General features: G+C 65.3%; 20 protein-coding genes. 5 read left to right on the forward strand and 15 right to left on the reverse strand.

The annotated features are described in order from the left end of the window. Nucleotides 1–3: 3 nt before the first annotated feature. Both QX071_RS10295 and QX071_RS10300 read right to left on the reverse strand, forming a co-directional pair. Nucleotides 4–765 carry an ABC transporter permease gene (locus QX071_RS10295; RefSeq protein WP_315700931.1) on the reverse strand — a complete coding sequence of 254 codons (762 nt, stop codon included), beginning with the start codon at nt 763–765 and terminating at the stop codon, nt 4–6. Next, nucleotides 762–1682: an ABC transporter ATP-binding protein gene (locus tag QX071_RS10300; RefSeq protein WP_315700930.1), complete on the reverse strand. Its 921-nt coding sequence runs from the start codon at nt 1680–1682 to the stop codon at nt 762–764. The genes QX071_RS10295 and QX071_RS10300 overlap by 4 nt, the downstream gene beginning before the upstream one ends. A 294-nt stretch (nt 1683–1976) precedes the next feature. On the opposite strand from QX071_RS10300, the gene QX071_RS10305 reads away from it, so the two are divergent. Both QX071_RS10305 and QX071_RS10310 read left to right on the forward strand, forming a co-directional pair. Further along, nucleotides 1977–2705: a hypothetical protein gene (locus QX071_RS10305; protein ID WP_315700929.1), complete on the forward strand. Its 729-nt coding sequence runs from the start codon at nt 1977–1979 to the stop codon at nt 2703–2705. A 126-nt stretch (nt 2706–2831) separates the two neighbouring features. Then, nucleotides 2832–3914, forward strand: coding sequence for a LysM peptidoglycan-binding domain-containing protein (locus tag QX071_RS10310; protein ID WP_315700928.1), 1083 nt, complete (start codon nt 2832–2834; stop codon nt 3912–3914). Here the strand turns inward: QX071_RS10310 and QX071_RS10315 are convergent. The 6 genes from QX071_RS10315 to QX071_RS10340 form a co-directional block, all read right to left on the reverse strand. Continuing rightward, nucleotides 3866–4489: an isoprenylcysteine carboxylmethyltransferase family protein gene (locus tag QX071_RS10315; RefSeq protein ID WP_315700927.1), complete on the reverse strand. Its 624-nt coding sequence runs from the start codon at nt 4487–4489 to the stop codon at nt 3866–3868. The genes QX071_RS10310 and QX071_RS10315 overlap by 49 nt on opposite strands. A gap of 42 nt (nt 4490–4531) precedes the next feature. Next, a complete protein-coding gene (locus tag QX071_RS10320; RefSeq protein ID WP_315700926.1) occupies nt 4532–5557 on the reverse strand; it encodes an NAD-dependent epimerase/dehydratase family protein in 1026 nt (341 codons plus the stop codon). Further along, the gene (locus QX071_RS10325) at nt 5558–6109 is read right to left on the reverse strand and encodes a DUF962 domain-containing protein (RefSeq protein ID WP_315700925.1); all 552 of its coding nucleotides are present in this window, start codon (nt 6107–6109) and stop codon (nt 5558–5560) included. It abuts the gene before it with no gap. Between the two features lie 441 nt (nt 6110–6550). Further along, nucleotides 6551–7258 (reverse strand): OmpA family protein, encoded by a 708-nt coding sequence (locus tag QX071_RS10330; protein ID WP_315700924.1) that lies wholly within the window; start codon nt 7256–7258, stop codon nt 6551–6553. Then, entirely contained in the window at nt 7258–7671 is a 414-nt protein-coding gene (locus QX071_RS10335) for a hypothetical protein (protein WP_315700923.1), read from the reverse strand. The genes QX071_RS10330 and QX071_RS10335 overlap by 1 nt, the downstream gene beginning before the upstream one ends. 94 nt (nt 7672–7765) lie before the next feature. Beyond that, nucleotides 7766–10375 carry an ATP-dependent helicase gene (locus tag QX071_RS10340; protein WP_315700922.1) on the reverse strand — a complete coding sequence of 870 codons (2610 nt, stop codon included), beginning with the start codon at nt 10373–10375 and terminating at the stop codon, nt 7766–7768. A gap of 290 nt (nt 10376–10665) precedes the next feature. On the opposite strand from QX071_RS10340, the gene QX071_RS10345 reads away from it, so the two are divergent. Beyond that, nucleotides 10666–10839, forward strand: coding sequence for a DUF1328 domain-containing protein (locus tag QX071_RS10345; protein WP_315700921.1), 174 nt, complete (start codon nt 10666–10668; stop codon nt 10837–10839). Between the two features lie 130 nt (nt 10840–10969). Here the strand turns inward: QX071_RS10345 and QX071_RS10350 are convergent, their stop codons facing one another. The 4 genes from QX071_RS10350 to QX071_RS10365 all read right to left on the reverse strand — a co-directional run bounded on the left by QX071_RS10350 (nt 10970) and on the right by QX071_RS10365 (nt 14085). Beyond that, nucleotides 10970–11611: a hypothetical protein gene (locus QX071_RS10350; protein ID WP_315700920.1), complete on the reverse strand. Its 642-nt coding sequence runs from the start codon at nt 11609–11611 to the stop codon at nt 10970–10972. Continuing rightward, entirely contained in the window at nt 11608–12459 is an 852-nt protein-coding gene (locus QX071_RS10355; protein ID WP_315700919.1) for an OmpA family protein, read from the reverse strand. Before QX071_RS10355 ends, QX071_RS10350 begins: the two co-directional genes overlap by 4 nt. Nucleotides 12460–12461: 2 nt before the next feature. Continuing rightward, a complete protein-coding gene (locus QX071_RS10360; RefSeq protein WP_315700918.1) occupies nt 12462–13223 on the reverse strand; it encodes an MBL fold metallo-hydrolase in 762 nt (253 codons plus the stop codon). Between the two features lie 64 nt (nt 13224–13287). Continuing rightward, nucleotides 13288–14085, reverse strand: a complete 798-nt coding sequence (locus tag QX071_RS10365; protein WP_315700917.1) for a roadblock/LC7 domain-containing protein — start codon at nt 14083–14085, stop codon at nt 13288–13290. 342 nt (nt 14086–14427) lie between these two features. Here QX071_RS10365 and QX071_RS10370 point away from each other — a divergent pair, with 342 nt between their 5' ends. Further along, nucleotides 14428–15927: an amidase gene (locus QX071_RS10370; RefSeq protein WP_315700916.1), complete on the forward strand. Its 1500-nt coding sequence runs from the start codon at nt 14428–14430 to the stop codon at nt 15925–15927. Nucleotides 15928–15929: 2 nt separating this feature from the next. Here QX071_RS10370 and QX071_RS10375 read toward each other — a convergent pair whose 3' ends face one another. Next, nucleotides 15930–16439 (reverse strand): thioesterase family protein, encoded by a 510-nt coding sequence (locus tag QX071_RS10375; RefSeq protein WP_315700915.1) that lies wholly within the window; start codon nt 16437–16439, stop codon nt 15930–15932. 73 nt (nt 16440–16512) lie between these two features. Here QX071_RS10375 and QX071_RS10380 point away from each other — a divergent pair, with 73 nt between their 5' ends. Next, the gene (locus tag QX071_RS10380) at nt 16513–17934 is read left to right on the forward strand and encodes an FAD-binding oxidoreductase (protein ID WP_315700914.1); all 1422 of its coding nucleotides are present in this window, start codon (nt 16513–16515) and stop codon (nt 17932–17934) included. A 1-nt stretch (nt 17935) separates the two neighbouring features. On the opposite strand, the gene QX071_RS10385 is transcribed toward QX071_RS10380, so the two are convergent. Both QX071_RS10385 and QX071_RS10390 read right to left on the reverse strand, forming a co-directional pair. Further along, complete coding sequence (locus tag QX071_RS10385; protein WP_315700913.1) at nt 17936–19627, reverse strand: SulP family inorganic anion transporter; 1692 nt, start codon at nt 19625–19627, stop codon at nt 17936–17938. 40 nt (nt 19628–19667) lie between these two features. After that, nucleotides 19668–20585, reverse strand: coding sequence for a LysR family transcriptional regulator (locus QX071_RS10390; protein WP_315700912.1), 918 nt, complete (start codon nt 20583–20585; stop codon nt 19668–19670). Between the last annotated feature and the right edge of the window lie 26 nt (nt 20586–20611).

Genomic DNA, 20611 nt, shown 5'->3' on the forward strand with positions numbered 1-20611 from the left:
GGCTCAGCGCTTGAGCCGGTAACCGGTCTTGAAGATCCACCACACCAGCGCCATGCAGATGGCGAGGAAGGTCAGCGTCATGACGATGCTGACGACGACGTTGACGTCGGCGATCTCGTAGAAGCTCCAGCGGAAGCCGGAGATCAGATAGACCACCGGATTGAGCAGGGCGATCGAGCGCCAGGTCGGCGGCAGCATGTTGACGGAGTAGAAGCTGCCGCCGAGGAAGGTCAGCGGCGTCACCACCAGCATCGGGATCATCTGCAGCTTCTCGAAGCCATCCGCCCAGATGCCGATAATGAAGCCGAACAGGCTGAAGGTGACGGCGGTCAGCACCAGGAAGATCAGCATCCACACCGGATGATGAATCTGCAGCGGTACGAACAGGGCGGCGGTCGCCAGGATGATCAGGCCGAGAATGATCGATTTGGTGGCGGCCGCGCCGACATAGCCGAGCACGATCTCGAAATGGGAGATCGGCGCGGAGAGGATCTCATAGATCGTGCCGATGAATTTCGGGAAGTAGATCCCGAACGAGGCATTGGCGATGCTCTGCGTCAGCACCGACAGCATCACCAGCCCTGGCACGATGAAGGTGCCATAGCTCACGCCTTCGACATGGCTGATGCGCGAGCCGATCGCAGCCCCGAACACCACGAAATAGAGCGAGGTGGATACCACCGGCGAGACGATGCTCTGCAGGAGCGTGCGCCAGGTGCGCGCCATCTCGAACTTGTAGATCGCGCCGATTGCCCGGAAATTCATTGCCGCACCAAACTGACGAAAATGTCCTCGAGCGACGATTGCTCGGTCTCGAGATCGACGAAACGGATGCCGGCGGTCCTGAGATCGCCGAGCAGGCTGGTGATGCCGGTGCGCTCGCCCTTCGCATCGTAATCATAGCTCAAGCGCCAGCCGTCGTCGGACAGCGCGAGCTGGTAGGCGCTCAAAGCGTTCGGCACGGCATCGATCTTGTGCTGCAGATACAGCGTCAGGCGCTTCTGGCCGAGCTTCTGCATCAGATCGGCCTTGTCCTCGACCAGGATGATCTCGCCCTTGTTGATGACGCCGACGCGGTCCGCCATCTCCTCGGCTTCCTCGATGTAATGCGTGGTCAGGATGATGGTGACGCCGTTGGCGCGGAGTTCGCGCACGACATCCCACATGCCCTTGCGCAGCTCGACGTCGACGCCTGCGGTCGGCTCGTCCAGGAACAGCACCTGCGGCTCGTGCGCGAGCGCCTTGGCGATCATCACGCGCCGCTTCATCCCGCCCGACAGCGTGATGATCTTGGAGTCCTTCTTGTCCCACAGCGAGAGGTCCTTCAGGATCTTCTCGACCAGCGCCGGATCCTTCGGCTTGCCGAACAGGCCGCGGCTGAAGCTGACGGTTCCCCAAACGCTCTCGAACGAATCGGTGTGCAACTCCTGCGGCACCAGCCCGATCTGCGAACGGGCGGCCCGATAATCGCTGATGATATCGTGGCCGCCGACCGTGACCTTGCCGGCGCTCGGATTGGCGATGCCGCAGATGATGCTGATCAGCGTGGTCTTGCCCGCCCCGTTGGGGCCGAGCAGCGCAAAGATTTCGCCGCGCTGGATCTCGAGATCGATCTTCTTCAGCGCGGTGAAGCCGGATGCGTAGGTCTTCGTCAGACCTGAAACGGAAATGACAGGGGCCATAAGATGGGGCTGGATTGGGAGGGGACGGCAGGCAAACGGGCGGCGGTCGGGCAACTGCCGAAGGGCAGGCGACAGATAGGAAGGCAGCGGGTCGCACGCAATCGCGAGCCGCCGCGCAATTCGGTCGCTTTCGGGGTTTTTTAAAGGCTGAAAGCGATGATGTGTTGCAAGTGCGACACGATTCGGCGGTAACATGGCTTGGCAGGTTCGTCCGTGTTGCGTCTGCGAGCGTTGCGGGACTACGGTCGCGCCGTCGCGACATTTTATTCGCCTTATTCGCCGCGGAGGCCATCGATGACGCTACGAAGCCGCACCATGGGAACGGGTGCTGGGATTGTTCCGGTTGTCCGCTGGTTGAGCGCGGGTGCGCTTGCGTTGCTGTTGCTGCTGCCGCTCGGCGGCGTCTCGGCGCGGGCTGCGCCGACGGCGCCCGTGAATCCGGCCAGCACGACCCACGTCTATCTGCTGCGCGGCGTGCTCAACATCTTCTCGCTCGGGCTCGACGACATCGCCGCCAAGCTGGAATCCCAGGGCATCCCCGTGACCGTCGCCAATTTCGTGTCCTGGTCCTCGCTGGCCGACGAGGCGGCGGCGGGTTACCGTTCCGGCCGGATCAAGACGGTCATCCTGGTCGGGCACTCCTCAGGTGCCACGGCGCTGCCGGACATGATCGCCAAGCTTGGCCAGCTCGGCGTGCCGGTGAAGCTGGCGATCGGGCTAGATTCGGTATTCAAGACCAAGCTGGCCGCGGGCAATGCCGAGCGGTACATCAACTTCTACATCGCCAATGGTGCCGGCGAGCCGGTCCGCCGTGACGATGGTTTCCGGGGCAAGCTGGAAAATGTCGACGTCGAAGCGGTGCCTGGCGTCGGCCACATCACGATCGATAAGAACCTGATCATGCAGCAGAAGGTGATCGGGGCGATCGATTCGGTGGTGTTCAGCGGCAAGGGTGGGCGGCCCCAGCCCACGACCGTCGGTCGTCCGCAGCGCGCGGCGAGCGCGGTCGGCGCCCGCAACTGAGGTATTGGGCTGTTCCGTTCGGGCCTGGGGCCCGGGCGCGCCTCAAATTGTGCTGATTCCAGGGCGACAAGCGGCGGCGCAAGGCGATACCATTCGCCCTGCGTTTAATGTTGCAGGACGGCGCCCATGATCGGTCTGGGACGACCAACTTCCAAGAATTCCGTGAAGCTTCGCGCCTGCAAGGCGGCCATTTGGCTGGTCGGGGCATTGCTGCTCGCCGATGTCGCAGCGCTCACGCCGACGGCATGCCTCGCCGGTCCGGCCTCTCCCGTGGCGACCGGCGGCAAGCCGGCCGCACGCGCGGCCGTTGCGGCGGCACCTGCGGCCGTCGTCCCCGCCGACACCGCGCCGGCGGCCCCGCAATTCCCGCCGAAGGTCTATCTGTTTCGCGGCGCCCTGGGGCCGATCTTCTCCACCGGCATGGATCGTCTGGCCGAAAAGATCGAAAAGGCCGGCTTCTGGGCCAGCGTCTACGAATTCACGCTGTGCGATTTCATCGCTCTTCAGGTCGCCAAGAGCTACCGTGCCGAGCCCGCCCCGATCGTCCTGATCGGCCACTCGATGGGCGGCCTGTGCAGCGTGCGGATCGCGATCGCACTGCAGGAGGAGCATATTCCGGTCAGCCTGGTGGTGACGATCGATCCCGCGCATGCGACCAAGGACGTGCCGCCCAACGTGGAGCGCTTCTTCAACATCTTCCTGTCGGACAATGTGCTGGGTGGCGGCGATGTGAAGCCGCAGTCGGGCTATCACGGCCATTATGCGAGCTACGACATGAAGGATCATGACGAGGTCACGCATATCAACATCGACAAGATGAATGATGTCCACGCGCAGCTGGTCAACATGATCAGCCAGCTCAATCAGATCTCGGCGACGGCGGACCCCGATCCCGTGCCGCTGCGCTACCTGGTGCCGCCCAGCGTGTCGGTGGAGCTATGGGATAGCGGCACTCCGCTGACGGTACGGCCGGGCGACACGTTGGAGCAGATTGCGACGAATTATGGTCTGCCGCTGTGGGCAGTGCAGCAGGCCAATCCCGGAGCGGGCGGCACGCCGCTGGTTCCGGGCGAGCGCATCGTGATCCCGCGGCATCTTTTGCCGACCCCAATCAGTGCGGCGCAGGGCCAGCAGGGCGCCGACGCGGCGCCCGCTCCGGCTCAGCCGGCCGGCAAGAATGGGATGATCATCGGCACCCGGCGGCGATAGGCCGTGTAATCCGGGCCGAGCTCGGCGGAGAGGAAGACCTCTTCCATCTTGGCCTTCAGGCTCATGCCGAGCGAGATCAGGATCGCCCCCAGGATCGCGGAGATCGTGCCGACCGCGATACCCGTCGCCAGCATGCCGAGGATGAGCCCGGTATAGATCGGGTGGCGTACCATGCCGTAAGGCCCGGTATCGATGACCTTATGGCCTTCCTTGTGGGTGATCGCGTTCGACCAGAAGCGGCCGAGATGGATCCGCGCCCACCAGGTGAAGGCGATCCCTGCCAAGGTGACGATTGTCAGCAGGTAGACGCCCGTCGTGCCGGGGTTCCAGATCGGCTTCTCGCCGAGCACGCGCGACGTCCACGGCGTGAACAGGATGCCGCCGGCCACGATCAGGATGTGGTAGCGGCTCGCATGCAGCGTGGCGACATGCTTACGGGTCTGGCCCGACCAGAACGAGGCACCGACCCAGCTCGCCAGCCAGATCAGCCAGATGGTGGCAAGCAGGGAGGTCGGCCAAGTGGTGGTCCACCCGCTGAACGCGAACGTAATGACGTGGCTGAACTCGCCGGACATGTCCTGAAACCGTTATTTCGATTTAGATGCGGCCGCTCTTACCTATTCGGCCGCCGTACGAAAAGGGTGTTGTTTGACCTCGAGTCCGCTGCCTTGTTCGGCGGCGAGCAGGAAGGCGATGGTCTCCCGCAAGGTCGGTTCGATCGGGCGGGGCGTATAGCCGAGTTCCCGCCGGGCGCGGTCGATCGACAGGTCCGAGGCATAAAGCGCGATCCGTACGCCTTCGGCGGTGCCGGAGGGGGCGCGCCGCGTCACCTGATCGGAGATGAATTCCAGCAGCCATGCGGAGACTTCGGCGAGCTTGCCCGGCACCGGGATCGCCAGATGCTTGCGACCGCTGATCGCCGCGACCAGGTCGAGAATCCGGCTGAGCCGCAGGCTTTCGCCGCCGAACACGTAGCGGCCGCCGATCCTGCCGCGTTCCATCGCCAGGATCAGGCCTGCGGCGACGTCGCGGACATCGACCAGATTGACGATGAAGTCGAGATAGAGCTGGACCCGGCTGTCGAGGAAATGGCGCAGCATCTGCGAGGGCGGGGTCAGGTTGCTGTCATGCGGTCCGATCGGCATGGTCGGCGTGCCGATCACGACCGGGAATCCCTCGGCTGCGGCCTGCATCGCGCGCTGTTCGGCGAGCGCCTTGGAGCGCGTATAGGCGCCCGGCATGGCCGCGGCGGGCGGCGCGGTCAGGGCGGTCGCGGCGCCCTGGGTGCCCGGATAGTCGAACAGGATCGATTCGGTCGAGCAGTGCAGGAACCGCCGCACATTGGCATTGCGCGCGGCCGCCAGCACGGTTTCCGTGCCGATACAGTTGACGCGGTGGAAATCCTCGCGATCGGGCATCCACATCCCGGGCAGGCCGGCGAGGTGGTAAACCTGATCGACGCCGTTGACGGCCTCGCGCACGGCGGCCGCATCGAGCACCGAGCCCTCGAGATACTGGACTTCGGCGGTCATATGCGTGGGGCAACGGATATCGAGCACGCGCACGTCCACGTTCCGCGCGACGAGGGCGGAGACGAGGTGGTGTCCGATGAAGCCGCTACCGCCGGTGACGAGGACTTTCATTTAGGAATGTGAGTGCTGATCGCCTTGAAGCCGGTCCGATGCGCTCTGATCCGCTGACCAGGTGGGCGCGATGAGGTCTGCCACGGAAGGTCGGAAACCAAACGCCATGTACAATTTCGCCATCACAAACATCGGTCCGAGAAACAGATGGGCCGGGTGGTCCAGCAGCGAAGGATTGTTCCGCTCGAAGACCTTGTGACCGACCGTCTGGGACACGAAACCAAGGATCACAAGTCCGGCAAACAGGATCCATAGGGCCGTTCCGTGGACGTGATCCGCAATCATCATGGCCACAGCAAGGAGCAGGACCGCGAAGGCGAGAATGCCGGCGCCGAGCGCAGCATCGAGCAGGAGCCAGTAGGCGAAAACCGGCAGCGCCAGCACGGCGCCGAGGCTGATTCTCAAGCCCAACACATCGAAATGCCACAGGCTGAGTGGCAGGACGGCACCCGTGAACAGGAGAAGGATGCCGCAGACATGCATCAGGGCGTTGCGGGGATCTCGGTGGTACTCGACGTAATCGATCATCTGGCGTCGGAACAAGGCGTTCATGTCGGACTCGCTCGTCAATGATGACATCGATGCCGCGCAATCGACGGCCGCAAAGATGGGCCTATACCATCAAGAGGCAACATCGACAAACCGCGAATCGCCGCTCCTCAACCGGCTATTTTGTCGCGCTGGCCTCTGGTGCAGACCGGCGAATGCGGGTTCCAGGTCCGGTGCGGCATGTCTGAGGCTGAAGGACATGCCGAGTCCCGGCTCCAGTGCATGCTCCGGCCAACGCAGAGATGGTAGCAAATCCCTGATTTCAGTACGATTTTGAAGCTGCGGATTCGGGAGCCGGACTCCTGCTGCGGGCGGGAAACCCGGGTCCACCGCGACATGAACACGGCATTTTACCGATGGTCTTGTTTCAACTGCGTTTCAATTCTCGCATCGCACAGAAATCGTCGCGCAGTCCGTGTGCCAGCTTCAAGAGCGCGTCGCGAATTATCTGCGATGGCTTCGCAGCCCGTCAGTCTTGGCGCTCTTTCCAGCCTTGGTGCCGCCCTTCGCATCATTCTTGGGCTCGGCAGGGACCGCCGGCGCTGTGTTTTCTTCAGCCTTGGCGATCGTGATGATCTGGATCTGCTGGTTGACCGGCGCGGTCGGACGCGTCGGATCGAGCAACTGCTCCTCGCCGAGCCCGATCGATTGCAGTCGCTTGGCGGAAATCTTGAAGGTGTTGACGAGGATGTCGCGAATGGCGTCTGCCCGGCGCTGGCTCAAGATCACGTTGGCCTCGCGCTTGCCGTTCGCCTCGACGTGGCCGACGATCAGGAAGTTGTAGGGCAGCAGCGAGGAATGCACCATCGCGTCCGCAATGCGCCCCACGGTCTGGTAGGATTCCGGCTTCACGATCGGCGTGTCGACGTCGAAGGCGATATCCACATTGAACGTCGGCAGGTTCATCAATTCAGGCGCGATCGGCGGCCGCTTTTGTGGCGGCGGCTCGTTGCGGCCGCGCGATTTCGAGCGGTCCTGGGTCTGCTGCTTGAGGGCGGGCAGGTCCAGTGTCGGGGCCGCGTCCAGATGATCGAGCTGGCCGATGATGGCGTCGCGCGTCGCCTCCTGCGCGCGTGCAGGCAGGCTCCACGCCGCGCAGATCAGCAGCAGGATCACGACCGCGCCGAACGCAGCTTTCGCGGTCTGACGCATCAGCGATACCCCGCGTCCCCGATGGCCTGCTGACAGCGGGCGTTGACGCCGTTGCTGGTCACCAGACAGGGAACAGACTTGCTGGTTTCCTTGGTCGAGCCCCCGCACAGCTTGACGATTTCGCGTTGGCAGGCATTGGCGACGGCCACCCGTGCGCCGATCCGCTTTTGAATGGCGTCGAAGGCGCTCGGATAGGTCGCGCTGCATTGGGCAGAGAGGACGTCGCGGTTGCGCGACAGGCACTCCTTCAGACGCGAGGCATCGAGGTTGACGCCTCGGCAATTGGTGGTGATGTCGGCCGCGCAGTTCGCCGCGATCATTGCGGCTGCATCGCCAAAGCTCATCGTCTCGGCCGCCGCAAGCGACGGCACGACGAGTGCTGCGATGAGTGGAATGATGCCTCCCCGGACCATGGCCGCATCTCATACGATGGCGGCCGCCACGGTCAAGGCCCAACAAGGGCGAAGTTGTGCGTCCATGCGGCAGGACGCTGCACAATGTGTCTCGTCACGCCCGCTGCACGAAACTGTCGACGACCTTCTTCTCGCCGGCCTTGTCGAAGGCGATGGTCAGCTTGTTGCCGTCGATCTTCACCACATGGCCATAGCCGAATTTCTGGTGGAAGACGCGGTCGTCCAGGGCGAATTCCGAGGTCGTGCCCGTGGATTTCGCCACCAGTTCGCCCTCGATCGTCAGCGGACCGCGCCGGTTGCGTGACGAGAAGCCGCCGCCGAACGGATCGCGGCCGCCGAAGGGGGACTGGCTTTCCTCGAAGCCGCCGCGCTCCTGACTTTGCGCCTGACCCGGGCCGCGTCCGCTTGGGCCGCGATTGCGGGCCTGGGCGCGCTGCCAGCCCGGCGTCGCATAGGTCGAGCCGAACGCCTCGACATTGTCGAAGCGCGACGGCCCGTAGCCGCCGGCGCCGCCCCAGCCCGAGCCGCCCTTCGATTCGGTGATCTCGACGCTCGCCGCCGGCAGTTCGTCGAGGAAGCGCGAGGGGATGGTCGTGGTCCAGGTGCCGTGGATGCGGCGGTTGGTGGCGAAATAGATCTTGGCGCGGCGGCGCGCGCGCGTCAGCCCGACATGGGCGAGGCGGCGCTCCTCTTCCAGGCCGGCGCGGCCCTGTTCGTCGAGCGTGCGCTGGCTCGGAAACAGCCCTTCCTCCCAGCCCGGCAGGAAGACGTTCTCGAATTCCAGCCCCTTGGCCGAATGCAGCGTCATCAGCGACACCGCTTGTTCGTCGGCGGCACCCTCGCGGTCCATCACCAGCGAGATGTGCTCGAGGAAGCCGTGCAGGTTCTCGAACTCCTCCATCGAGCGGACGAGTTCTTTCAAGTTGTCGAGCCGCCCTGCGGCATCGGCCGAACGGTCCTTCTGCCACATCTCGGTATAGCCGCTCTCGTCGAGCACGATCTCGGCGAGCTGGGTGTGCGGCGTGACCTCGCTCTGCTTGCGCCAGCGGTCGAACTGCAGGAGGAGCCCACGTAAGCTTCCGCGCGCTTTCGGCTTCAGCTCGTCGGTCTCGACCACGGCGCGCGCTGCCTCGAACAGCGGGATGCGGCGCTTGCGCGCATGGTCGTGCAGCATCTGCACGGTGGCATCGCCGAGCCCGCGCTTCGGCACGTTGACGATGCGTTCGAAGGCGAGGTCGTCGGCGGGCGAATTGATCACGCGCAGGTAAGCCAACGCGTCGCGGATTTCGGAACGTTCGTAGAAGCGCGGGCCGCCGATCACCCGATAGGGCAGGCCGAGGGTGACGAAGCGGTCTTCGAACTCGCGCATTTGATAGGAGGCGCGGACCAGGATGGCGATCTCGTTGAGATGCTCGCCCTTGCGCTGCAGATCCTCGATCTCCTCGCCGATCGCGCGGGCCTCCTCTTCGGAGTCCCAGGCGCCGGTGACCGTCACCTTCTCGCCCTCGGCATCTTCGGTGCGCAGGGTCTTGCCGAGCCGGCCTTCATTATGGGTGATCAGATGCGAAGCGGCGGCGAGGATATGGCCGGTCGAGCGATAGTTGCGCTCCAGCCGAATGACCTTCGCACCGGGGAAATCGTGATCGAAGCGCAGGATGTTGTCGACCTCGGCGCCACGCCAGCCATAGATCGACTGATCGTCGTCGCCGACGCAGCAGATGTTCTTGGGGGGCGTGGGAGACTGCGCGGCATCGTCATTCCGGGGCGCGCCGCCAGGTGCGAACCCGGAATCTCGAGATGAGTCCCCATCAGTTCGAGATTCCGGGCTCGGCTCTTCGAGCCGCCCCGGAATGACGGAGGATGGGGTGACTGCGCGTGACTGACTCGGCGCCTGCGCCAGCAGCCGCAGCCAGAGATATTGCGCGACGTTGGTGTCCTGATATTCGTCGACCAGGATGAACTTGAAGCGGGTCTGATACTGCCGCAGCACGTCCGGGTTCTCGCGAAACAGCCGGATGTTCTCGAGCAGCAGATCGCCGAAATCGGCGGCGTTGAGGATCTTCAGCCGCTCCTGATAGCTCGCATACAGCTTGCCGCCCTTGCCGTTGCCGAACACGGCGGCCTCGCCGGAGGGCACCTGCGACGGCATCAGGCCGCGGTTCTTCCAGCCGTCGATCAGGCCGGCCAGCATGCGCGCGGGCCAGCGCTTGTCGTCGATGTTCTCGGCCTGCAACAGCTGCTTCAACAGCCGGATCTGGTCATCGACATCGAGCACGGTGAAATTGGATTTCAGCTGCACCAGTTCCGCATGGCTGCGCAGGATGCGGCCGGCGATCGAGTGGAAGGTGCCGAGCCAGGGCATGCCTTCGACCGCCTGGCCGAGCATGTCAGCAAGGCGCGCCTTCATCTCGCGCGCCGCCTTGTTGGTGAAGGTCACGGAGAGGATTTCGCTCGGACGCGCCCGGCCCTGACTCAGGATATGCGCGATGCGCGTGGTGAGGACGCGCGTCTTTCCGGTGCCCGCTCCGGCGAGCACCAGCACCGGCCCGTCCAGCGTCTCCACCGCCTCGCGCTGCTCCGGATTGAGCCCTGCGAGATAGCGCGGGCCGCCGGTTGCAGCCGCACGGGCGCGCGCCGCGATGCCGCCGGCGAGCGGCTGGTGGTCGGGCGCGGGAAAATGGCTCAGCTTATTCGGCTCGGTCATCAGCGAATCAATCTCATCTCCACGATGGCACCGCGGAGCGTCAAAGGGGAGCCTCATAGCAGGGATTGATGGCCATATGGGGCCGCCTGTCCCCGTTTTACAGACCTAAATGCGCCCGCCGATGCGGGGATTGCGCCTGCTACCGCCGATTCGTTCCAGTGACCGGCGAATTTTAGCCGTTTCCGGGCCCGGAACCATTGTTCCAGGGGCGGATTGTCCTGGCAACGCCACAGCGTCGGAGCGCTCCGGCCGCAATTGGAAAGACAGCTTCGAGAGATAGAGGTCGCGTCATGTTAGGCTGGGTTGTCACCTTCCTGGTCATCGCATTGATCGCTGGCATTCTCGGCTTTGGCGGCGTCGCCGGAGCGTCGATCGAGATCGCCAAGATCATCTTCTTCATCGCCGTCGTGCTGTTCCTGGTGTCCGCCGTGGTCGGCGTGGCCCGCGGACGCAGCCGCGTGTAGTCCGGCCTCATCCCTGACAGTGAGGTCGCGTCAAGGGCGCAGTGCCTCGGCGGAGGTGCTGCGCTCTTTGCTTTGAGTTGATGACGTGGTCCCGTTCGCTCGCGCTGCGCGCAAGCGCTGCTGGCGAACCTCAGGCGGGCATGAGTGCCAGCTCGATCTTCGTCACCGCCGGATCGAGCGCCACCGAGGCGAGCCGCGAATCGTTTGACAGGGCGGTCAGCGTCAGCTTCTGGTCCTGCACGCGGAAAATCCGGCACAGCGTCGTGGCATCGGAGGAATCGCGCAGCATGACCGAGAGCGGCGCGGCGCCATGCGCCTCTGCGATCTTCTCCGCCACCAGCGCCATCCGTGTCGCCGCGGCCGCGAGCCGCTCCTGGTGACGTGCGGCGGAATTGGCCGCGAGCGGCAATCCCTCCTCATTGGTCAGCAGGACCGTCTCGAAACGTCCGACCTCGGCGATCTTGTCGAGCAGCGGCACCAGCTCGCGACGCTCGCCGGCTTCGCTCGCAAGCTGCGCCAAGTCTAGCGAGATGCGCTCACGTTCGACCAGCGGGGCCAGCACGTCCTGGATCGTATTTCGCAGATTTGCATCCTGCTCCGTCACCTTCTGCCGGCTCTGCTCGCGCAGCTGGTCGAGGCTGGCGGCCTGAAGCTGCACCTGCCGGCGCAGAAGGTCGCGCGCCGTTGCACCCTTGCGGGCGCCGAACAGATAGCCCGCGCTCAGTAATAGAATAGCGGCGCCGAGGCCGCTCGCGATGGCAAAGATCGTCATGGTTTTTTCGCTGCCGCCTCAGGTCGGCCGCACTCCTCAACCCCGGCCATGCGCAGGATGGCGCTGCGCTCGCTTGCAGAGCCCGTGCCGCGGCCGCTCGGGGCTTCGCCCGCTCCGGCGGCACGAACCGCGATCTGTTTGGCCGGAACTCCGACGCGCTTGAGCTCGCCCGCGATCGCCTTGGCACGGGCATAGCTGAGCAGCAGATTGTAGTCCTCGGTGCCGGTCGTGTCGGAATGGCCTTCGATCAGCACCGTCGCCTCACCATGCCGCGGCAGCCAGCGGTGCAGCACCTCCAGCGATCGCCGCATGTCGCTCGGGTCCGGCCGGCTACTGTTGCGATCGAAGGCGATCGTCAGCGGCTGGAAACATTCCGTCGGCGTCGGCTTCGGGGCAGGCGGCTCGGTCACACTGAGCGTCGTCTTTGCCTCCGGCACGACAACCGGCGCTGGAGGCGTTTCTGGCGCAACCTGAGCGGCCACCGTCGCAGGTGCGGGACGCGCTTCCGCCGGTTGCGGCGGCCGAGGCGGCTCCGGAGGTCGAATGTCCTGCTGCGCGACCGGCTGGCGTTCAGCCGGCGGATTGACCCGCGGCCGCGGCGGCTCGGCCGGCACTGTTGCCACGGTGGCTGTGCGGAGCTGCGCGCTGAAGCTCTGCAGCGAGAGCTCTGCCGACGCCATCGCGATCATCGTGCCGGCGATCGCAAAGGCGATTGCGAGCCAGGCGGGGGCGTCCTCGCCGGCGACCGCACACGGATCGATGCCGCCGGCGTCGTGCCGGGGAAACGGCACGCGCTGGGTCAGCCTTTCAGGTGGTGGCGGGCCGGCAATGGAAGGCGGAGCCAGCATCTTCAGCCAACAGGAATCTTGAATTTCGGCGTGATCAGGTCGATGCCGCATTCGAGCTGCGCACACCAGTCGATGAACTGCCGGCTCATCGCTGCGGTGGGGAACAGCGCGCCGTGCTGCGGGGCGATGATCTCGATATCGAGCGGCCGGACCATGTCTGCCCAGGCCTTCATCACCTTGTTGGACGCGATGAAGCGCCGATGGAATCCTTCCATGTACTGCACATGCGCCTGGAAATCGCGGACCACCCTGTAGTCCGTTCCCAAGGAGGCGCCGAGGTCGCCGGAGTAGAGGATCTTCGAGATCGGATCGTAGAGCTGGAAGTTGCCTTCGCTGTGCAGGAAATGCGCGGGCAGCGCATACAGCTTGCTGCCGGCGAGATCGAACACCATGCCCTCGTCCGGGATCGGCTTCATCCGGTCGAGGACCATGTGGTCGAAGCAGAAATGCGAAACGAACCGGGTCCAGATCGAGGAGATATAGGCGTCGGCATCGGTGGTCATCAGCCAGCCGTTGATCGCCGCGACGATGTCCGGGTCCTGGTGCGACAGGAACAGATATTTCAGCTTGCCGCCGGAGAGCTGGCTGAAAGTCTCCGACAACACCTTGGCGTAGACCTTGTGGCCGCCGGGATCGAGAATCATGCCGACCCCGTCGTGAATGATCAGATGCTGGTTGGTCTGCACCGCGAGATCGCCCGCGGCGAAGTCTTCCAGCAGGATGTTCTTGTGAACGCCGTCGTCGTACAGGACGGTATTGGGCATGAACGCGTACTCCGCGCCGGTGCCGCCATGTGAAGCACGCGCCGGCCTGACTGATGTGACCGGCTTAGAGCACCTTCTGCAGCGAGCGGACTGCCTCGCGCATGTCGAAGAAGGTGAGCCCCAGTTTGCTGTTCTCGTTGGTCAATGCCAGCAGCAGGGCGCCGCGGCCGGCACTGACGAGAACGGCATAGCCGGACTCGCCGCGGATGATCACCTCCTGCAGATGGCTGCGGCCGAGCTCCATCGAAGCGCGTCCGCCAAGGCTGAGAAGCGTCGCGGTCATGCCGGCGACGCGGCTCTCTTCCATGTCGGCTGCGAGCACGCTGGCGATCATCAATCCATCTTCCGAGATCAGCGCGCACGCCTCGACCCCGAAGGAGTCGCTTTGCAGCTTGCGCAGAACGCGGTTGATTTCATCGAGCCGTGACATCGGCTTCTCCTCGACAATACGGGGGGAAAACATGGATTGAAATTGACTCTTGGCCATATCGTCGTGCTCGATTGTTGGCGTGGAATTGTCCGGAGCTGTGGCTGCCGGCAGCGGCGCTGCTGTGTCGTCGGCGTCCGATCGGGGGCCGTCGCTTGCGGCGGCGCGCGCCTCGATGGTCTCGACCGCGTCATCGAGGGCGCGCTGTTCGGCCTTGATCCGGGCCTTCGAGACCGGAGGCGTCATTGAATTGAGCTGGGAGATCAACGCGGCCCGCGCCGATTGATAGAACTCGGCCCGGCGCGCGGGATTGGCGTCCGGCAAGCTGTCCATCGCGCGCGACAATAGGATGAAGTAGTCGGCCGTCGTCACGCGATTGACGAACGGTTCCTCTTCCGAGCCTTGCGACCTCCGTAAGAGGTTTGCGATGCCCACAGCTACTCTCATCCTACTCAACGCAACACAACTGATCGGCAGCGTAACTTGTGTCTCACCTCGGCCCGAATGATCTGAATCAAATCACAATAAGATCACAATCTTCCCGGGATACCCTCCGTGGTAAGAGTTCACCGATTTGCGGGAGGAGTCGTCGCAGGTGATTTGCAGGTGCGACTCAAACCGGTCCGGTGATACGACGGACTGCAGGCAATCTTCGCAAAGTACGCATCGCATCGCCGCGTCTGTGCCGCTGCCGCGGCTGCCCCATGGGCAGCGGCCGCAATGTTAGCCGACGCTGGCGGGGACGACGAACCAAGACGATGATGAGGGGGAGGCCACGTGAAGTTCACGGAATATGTGCAGCGCGATGCCGTCGCGCTCGCCGAATGCGTCGACCGCGGCGAAACCTCGGCGGCAGAACTTCTGCAGATCGCATTGGCGCAGAGCGAGCGGGCGCAGCCGCGAACGAACGCGATTTGCCTGATGATGGCGGGCCAGGCGCGAGCCCAGTTCGCAAATCCGTCCAAGGGACCGTTTACGGGCGTTCCCTTTCTGATCAAGGATGCCGCGCAGGATTATGCGGGCCTGCCGACCAGCTATGGCAGCAAGGCGCTGTCGGGCCTCGTCGCCGCCGAGCATGCCCATGTGGTCCGGCGCTATCTCGAAGCGGGCTTCGTGATCTTCGGCAAGACCAACCTGCCGGAGCTGGCGCTGAAGGGCGTATCGGATAGCCGCCTGTTCGGGCGGACCTGCAATCCCTGGAATGGCGATCACACGCCGGGCGGCTCCAGCGGTGGCGCCGCGGCGGCGGTCGCCTCCGGCGTGGTGCCGATGGCGGCCGGCAGCGATGGCGGCGGCTCGATCCGCATTCCCGCCGCCTGCTGCGGCCTGTTCGGCCTGAAGCCGTCGCGCGGCTTGGTCTCGGCCGGGCCGGCGTTCGGCGAATATTGGTATGGTGCGGCAAGCGAAGGCGTGATCTCGCGCAGCGTGCGCGACACCGCGGCGGCGCTCGACGTCATCGCCGGAGCCGAGCCCGGCGATCCGTTTCTCGTCGCAGAGCCCGGCGTCGTCTTCGCACAGGCGATGAGCCGCGAGCCCGGCCGCCTGCGCATCGGCTTCACGGCGGCCTCGCCGATCGGCACCGCGGTTCACGCGGAGGCGAAGGCGGCGGTCGAGAATGCAGCGAAGCTCCTGAGCAATCTCGGCCACGAGGTCGAAGAAGCCTCGCCCGATATCGATGGCGCAGCGCTCGCGAAATCCTTCCTGCACATCTACTTCGGCCAGGTCGCAGCCCTCGTGGCCGATGCGCGCGCCAAAGGCGCAAAGCGTCAGGATTTCGAGCTGCTGACGCGGGTGCTGGCCACGCTCGGCGGCGCGATTTCCGCCGGCGCGCTGACCACGCAGCTGTTGAAGTGGAACGAGTTCGCGCGGGCGCTGGCGCGCTTCCATCAGCGTTACGACCTGTTGTTGACGCCGACGCTCGCGCATCCGCCGGTCCGGCACGGCCAGGGCGATCCGAGCGCGGCAGAGCAGACGCTGCTCGATTGGCTCGATCGCATCGGGCTGCTCGGATTGCTCGGCCGCGCCGGCCTGCTCGACGGCACCATCGACAAGATCGCGCGCGACAGCCTGCAATATGTGCCGTTCACGCAGCTCGCCAATCTCACCGGCACGCCGGCGATGAGCGTGCCCCTGCACTGGACGGCCGATGGCCTGCCGCTCGGCGTGCAGTTCGTCGGCCGGCTCGGCGACGAGACACGGCTGCTGCAGCTCGCGCATCAGCTCGAACAGGCGCAGCCCTGGTTCGACAAGCTGCCGGCCTGGGTCACGCAGGCATAGCGCTATGTCTTGACCGGCATGCCGATGGCGCGGCCGAGCCCGTCAGGGCGCGGCAGCGCCGCGTGCTGGCGTGCCACCTCCTGGATGCGCGCCTGGATGTCGTCGGGAAACGGCGCGACCTTGCGCTTGCTCATGTCGATATGGACGGACATGTTCTCCGAGGTGGCTGAGAGCCAGCCTTCGCCGGCGTGGCGCAGCTCTTCGAAGGTGTGCAGGCGCTTTTCGTCGGCGGCGATCAGCCACACCGCGATCTGCACGGGATCGCCCAGGTGGATCTCGCGCAAATAGCGCACGTGGCATTCCGCGGTGAAGGTCGAGCCCTGCCGGTCGTTCATATAGGCCGGGCCGATGCCGAGCGCAGCCCAGAGTTGATCGATGGCGCGGTCGAACATCACGTTGTAATAGGCCATGTTGAGATGGCCGTTGTAGTCGATCCATTGCGGCTCGATCTGCATCACCGAGGACAGGAACGGCCCGGTCCCTCGCGTGGTGGGCACTGCATTATCGCTCATCGGCTCTTCCGTTTGCTCCCTTGACCCCTGTGTCGTCCTTTGTCACGGTCCGCCGCAAATCGCGGAGGAAACAGTGGCGACGACGATCCCCCATCACGACCTGAAACGGCCCGAGCCGCAAGCGCTGAAGAACGCGCTGGACGCTCTTGCCGCGCGCTTCGGCAACCGCCTCATCACCTCGCAGGCCGTGCGCGAGCAGCATGGCCATACCACGACCTGGCTGCCGACGCAGCCGCCGGACGGCGTGGTGCTGGCGCAGGAGACCGCCGACATCCAGGACGTGGTGCGGATTTGCGCAAGCCATGGCGTGCCGATCATCCCGTTCGGCACCGGCACCTCGCTCGAGGGCCAGGTCAATGCACCTGCGGGGGGCATCTGCATCGATCTGCGCGACATGAACAAGGTGCTGGAGGTCCATGCCGAGGATCTCGACTGCGTGATCCAACCCGGCGTCACCCGCAAGGCGCTGAACGAATATTTGCGCGACCAGGGCCTGTTCTTTCCGATCGATCCCGGCGCCGATGCCTCGCTCGGCGGCATGGCCTCCACGCGCGCGTCGGGCACCAATGCGGTGCGCTACGGCACCATCCGCGAGAACGTGCTGGCGCTGAAAGTGGTGCGCGGCGACGGCGAGATCATCAAGACCGGCACGCGCGCCAAGAAATCCGCCGCCGGCTACGATCTGACTCACCTCTTCATCGGCGCCGAAGGCACCCTCGGCATCATCGCCGAGCTGACCATTCGCCTGCGCGGAATTCCGGAGACGATCGCGGCCGCGGCTTGCTCCTTCGAGACCGTGCGCGGCGCCTGCCAGGCCACGATCCTGGCGATCCAGACCGGCATTCCGGTGGCACGCATCGAACTTCTGAACGCCGCGCAGGTGAAGGCCTGCAACGCCTATTCGAAGCTGAGCCTGCCGGAAACGCCGCTCTTGCTGCTCGAATTCCACGGCAGCGAGGCCGAGGTGGCGGAGCAGTCGCGGAATTTCGGCGAGATCGCGCGCGAATGCGGTGGCGGCGAGTTCACCTGGACCACCAGGCCGGAGGATCGCACCAGGCTGTGGCAGGCGCGGCACGACGCCTATTGGTCGGTGAAGGCGATCCGGCCCGGCGCCGGCGTGGTGGCGACCGACGTCTGCGTGCCGATCTCGCGGCTGGCCGACTGCGTCACCGAGACCGAAGAGGATCTCAAGCGCCTCAATTTGACCTCGCCGATCGTCGGCCATGTCGGCGACGGCAATTTCCACTGCTCCTTGATGTGCGATGTCGACGACGCCGAGGAGATGGCGCGCGGCGAGGAGTTCATGCATCGCCTGGTGGAGCGCGCGCAAGGCATGGGCGGCACCTGCACAGGCGAGCACGGCATCGGCCAAGGCAAGCAGAAATATCTGGAGGCCGAGCTCGGGCCCGAGGCGCTGGACACGATGCGCGCGCTGAAGCAGGCGCTCGATCCGCAGAACATCTTCAACCCCGGCAAGATCATGCCGGCGGCATAGATCAGCCGCCCGGCGGCGCGAGCGCGCGCACGGCTTCATCGACGCTGTGGAACATGTGATCGCGCGGCAGCACGCCGTACAGGCCGAAGCGTTCGAACGCGTCCTGGGCGCGCAACGATTCCAGCCGCGCCACCGCGAAGCTGACGCCCTGTCGGTTGCACAGCTTGATCAGCTCCAGCAGCGCCTGTGCCGCCGTGAAGTCGATCTCGGGAATGCTGCTCGCTTCCAGCACCAGCAGCCGCGGCTGTTGGTTCTGCAGCAGATGCTGAACACCGGCGCGGAACGTCGTCGCATTCAGGAAGCTGAGCGGCGCCTGGAAGCCAACCACCGCTACGTCGGCCGACCTTTCGCCCTTGATGCTCGGATGCGCCGGCCACCAGATCGTCGTGCCCGGGACGCGTTCGAACCGGACGAGGTGCGCGCGCGTCGTGCTCCAGATGCCGTGCAACAGCGACAAGCCGATGCCGAGCGCCACGCCCTGTTCGATCGGCAGCACGACGATGGCAGCCGCGGTCGCGAGGATCAGCAGGAACTCGCCTTTCGACTGCCGGTAGATGCGCAGGATCTGCGACAGGCGGATGATGCGCAGCGCGATGAACAGGAGCACGCCGCCGAGCGCAGCCTCGGGCACATGGGCGAGCAGCCGCGCACCGAAGCCGATCAGCGCCAGCACGAGCGCGGCTGCGACCAGGCCGGACAATTGCGAGCGGCCGCCGGTTTCGGCGACGATGCCGGTGCGCGGTGGGCTTGCATTGACGGGAAAGGCGCCGATCAGGCCGGCCAGCAGGCTGCCCGCGGCGGCGCCGATGAAATCGCGATCGATGTCGGCCGGCTGGTCTGAGTCGGACGGAAACGCGCGCGAGGTCGCCGCGGACTGCACCATCACGACAATGGTGATCAGAAAGCTAAGCGGCACCAGCTTCGCCCATTGCTCGGGAGCGATCTCCGGAATTTTCGGCGTTGGCAGATTGCCGGACAGCGCGCCGACCACGTGCACGCCCTTGTCCTTCAGATGCGCCACGATCACCAGCAGGGTGGCGGCCATCAGCGCGATCAGCGCGCCGGGAATCCGCACGCTGATCATCTCCGATGTCGTGACGATGGCGACCACCCCGAAGCCGATCGTCATCGTGAACGGGTTGGCGTCCGTGACGTGCCGGGCCAGCACGGCGATGCGTTCGAGCGTCGGCCCGGCGGGCGAGGGGACGCCGAGCACCCCGGGCAGCTGCGAGACGATGATGTGGATCGCGATGCCCGCGAGAAAGCCGACGGTGACCGGCACGGAGAGCAGATCGGCGATGCCGCCGAGCTTGAACGCGCCGGCGCAGGCCAGCATCAGCCCGACCAGCAGCGCGAGCGCAGCCGCCAGCGCGAAATAATCCAGCGTGCCGCTCGTTGCGAGCAGCGCAAGGCCGCCGGCGAAGATCGGCGTGATGGTGGAATCCGCGCCGCACGACAGATAGCGGTTGGCGCCGAACAATGCGAAGCCGAGCGATCCTGCGATGAAGGCGAAGAAGCCGATCTCGGGCGCGAAGCCGCCGAGCCGGCTGGTCGCCATCTGCTCGGGGATCGCGATCGCCGCCAGGGTGAGCCCGGCGACGAGGTCGGCGGGCAGGGCGCTCAAGCTCCAGCCCCGCAGCGAGCGCAGCAGCGGCCAGCGTTTGTTGCCTGCGTTCGATGTTTGTCGGATCACGGTCACCTCCTGTCGTGCCACACAAGAGCGATTCATCGGGTCAGGCAAGCCCGTGATCCCATGGCGGCTCCGGCGCGAAGGCGGCGGCGATGAAGTCGATAAAGGCGCGGACCTTGGCCGAGGGCGAGCGATCCGGCAGGTACACGGCATAGACCGCAAGCAGATCGGAGGCCGGCAGCTCCAGCGTGATCGGCACCAGCCGTCCCTCACGGAGCGCGTCGGCGACGATGAAGGTCGGCTGATAGATGATGCCCTGGCCGGCGAGCGCGGCCGCCAGCAGCGCATCGCCATTGTTGGCGCGCAGATTGCCGGTGATGGAGATGTCGACACTCCTGGAGGTGCCCATGCGCCAGCGTCCTGCGCCTGCCTGCGCCAGGGTGTAGCCGAGGCAGTTGTGACCTGCGAGCTCCGCGGTCGTGCGCGGGGTCCCATGGGCTGCGAGATAGGATGGCGCGGCGCAGACCTCCATGCGGCAGGGCGCCAGCCGCCGCGCGACCAGGCTGGAATCGCGCAAGGTCCCGATGCGGATCGCCAGATCCCAGCCCTCCTCGGTGAGGTCGACCAGGCGGTCGTTAAGACCGAGTTCGACCGTGACGCCGGGATAGTGCCGGGCGAATTCGGCGAGCCGCGGCGCGATCTGACGGATACCGAAGGCGAGCGGCACGTTGAGGCGGAGCAGCCCGCGCGGCTCGATCCGATCGGCCGAGACCGCCGCCTCGGCCGCCTCGAAATCGCCGAGCACGCGTTCGGCGAGCTCCAGATAGCGCCGGCCATCATCGGTGATGGCGAGCCGGCGCGTGGTGCGATGAAACAGCTTGGTGCCGAGCCGGCTTTCCAGCGCCGCCAGATGCTTGGTCACCATGGTCTGCGACATCCCGAGCGCCCGGGCGGCGGCCGAGAGGCTGCCGCTCCCGGCGATCTTGGACATCACTTCGAGCCCGGTCAGGCGGTCGAGCATTCACTTCACTCTATTGGTGTGAACTA

The organism is Bradyrhizobium sp. SZCCHNS1022 (assembly GCF_032484835.1).
In the GTDB taxonomy this organism is placed as follows: domain Bacteria; phylum Pseudomonadota; class Alphaproteobacteria; order Rhizobiales; family Xanthobacteraceae; genus Bradyrhizobium.

What these genes read in the sequence shown, in the direction of transcription:
- QX071_RS10300 (WP_315700930.1), bottom strand. Translation starts at nt 1,682, where the DNA reads ATGGCCCCTGTCATTTCCGTTTCAGGTCTGACGAAGACCTACGCATCC.
- QX071_RS10340 (WP_315700922.1), bottom strand. Translation starts at nt 10,375, where the DNA reads ATGACCGAGCCGAATAAGCTGAGCCATTTTCCCGCGCCCGACCACCAG.
- QX071_RS10315 (WP_315700927.1), bottom strand. Translation starts at nt 4,489, where the DNA reads ATGTCCGGCGAGTTCAGCCACGTCATTACGTTCGCGTTCAGCGGGTGG.
- QX071_RS10375 (WP_315700915.1), bottom strand. Translation starts at nt 16,439, where the DNA reads ATGAGCGATAATGCAGTGCCCACCACGCGAGGGACCGGGCCGTTCCTG.
- QX071_RS10350 (WP_315700920.1), bottom strand. Translation starts at nt 11,611, where the DNA reads ATGACGATCTTTGCCATCGCGAGCGGCCTCGGCGCCGCTATTCTATTA.
- QX071_RS10345 (WP_315700921.1), top strand. Translation starts at nt 10,666, where the DNA reads ATGTTAGGCTGGGTTGTCACCTTCCTGGTCATCGCATTGATCGCTGGC.
- QX071_RS10355 (WP_315700919.1), bottom strand. Translation starts at nt 12,459, where the DNA reads ATGCTGGCTCCGCCTTCCATTGCCGGCCCGCCACCACCTGAAAGGCTG.
- QX071_RS10310 (WP_315700928.1), top strand. Translation starts at nt 2,832, where the DNA reads ATGATCGGTCTGGGACGACCAACTTCCAAGAATTCCGTGAAGCTTCGC.
- QX071_RS10325 (WP_315700925.1), bottom strand. Translation starts at nt 6,109, where the DNA reads ATGAACGCCTTGTTCCGACGCCAGATGATCGATTACGTCGAGTACCAC.
- QX071_RS10330 (WP_315700924.1), bottom strand. Translation starts at nt 7,258, where the DNA reads ATGCGTCAGACCGCGAAAGCTGCGTTCGGCGCGGTCGTGATCCTGCTG.
- QX071_RS10320 (WP_315700926.1), bottom strand. Translation starts at nt 5,557, where the DNA reads ATGAAAGTCCTCGTCACCGGCGGTAGCGGCTTCATCGGACACCACCTC.
- QX071_RS10295 (WP_315700931.1), bottom strand. Translation starts at nt 765, where the DNA reads ATGAATTTCCGGGCAATCGGCGCGATCTACAAGTTCGAGATGGCGCGC.
- QX071_RS10360 (WP_315700918.1), bottom strand. Translation starts at nt 13,223, where the DNA reads ATGCCCAATACCGTCCTGTACGACGACGGCGTTCACAAGAACATCCTG.
- QX071_RS10390 (WP_315700912.1), bottom strand. Translation starts at nt 20,585, where the DNA reads ATGCTCGACCGCCTGACCGGGCTCGAAGTGATGTCCAAGATCGCCGGG.
- QX071_RS10335 (WP_315700923.1), bottom strand. Translation starts at nt 7,671, where the DNA reads ATGGTCCGGGGAGGCATCATTCCACTCATCGCAGCACTCGTCGTGCCG.
- QX071_RS10305 (WP_315700929.1), top strand. Translation starts at nt 1,977, where the DNA reads ATGACGCTACGAAGCCGCACCATGGGAACGGGTGCTGGGATTGTTCCG.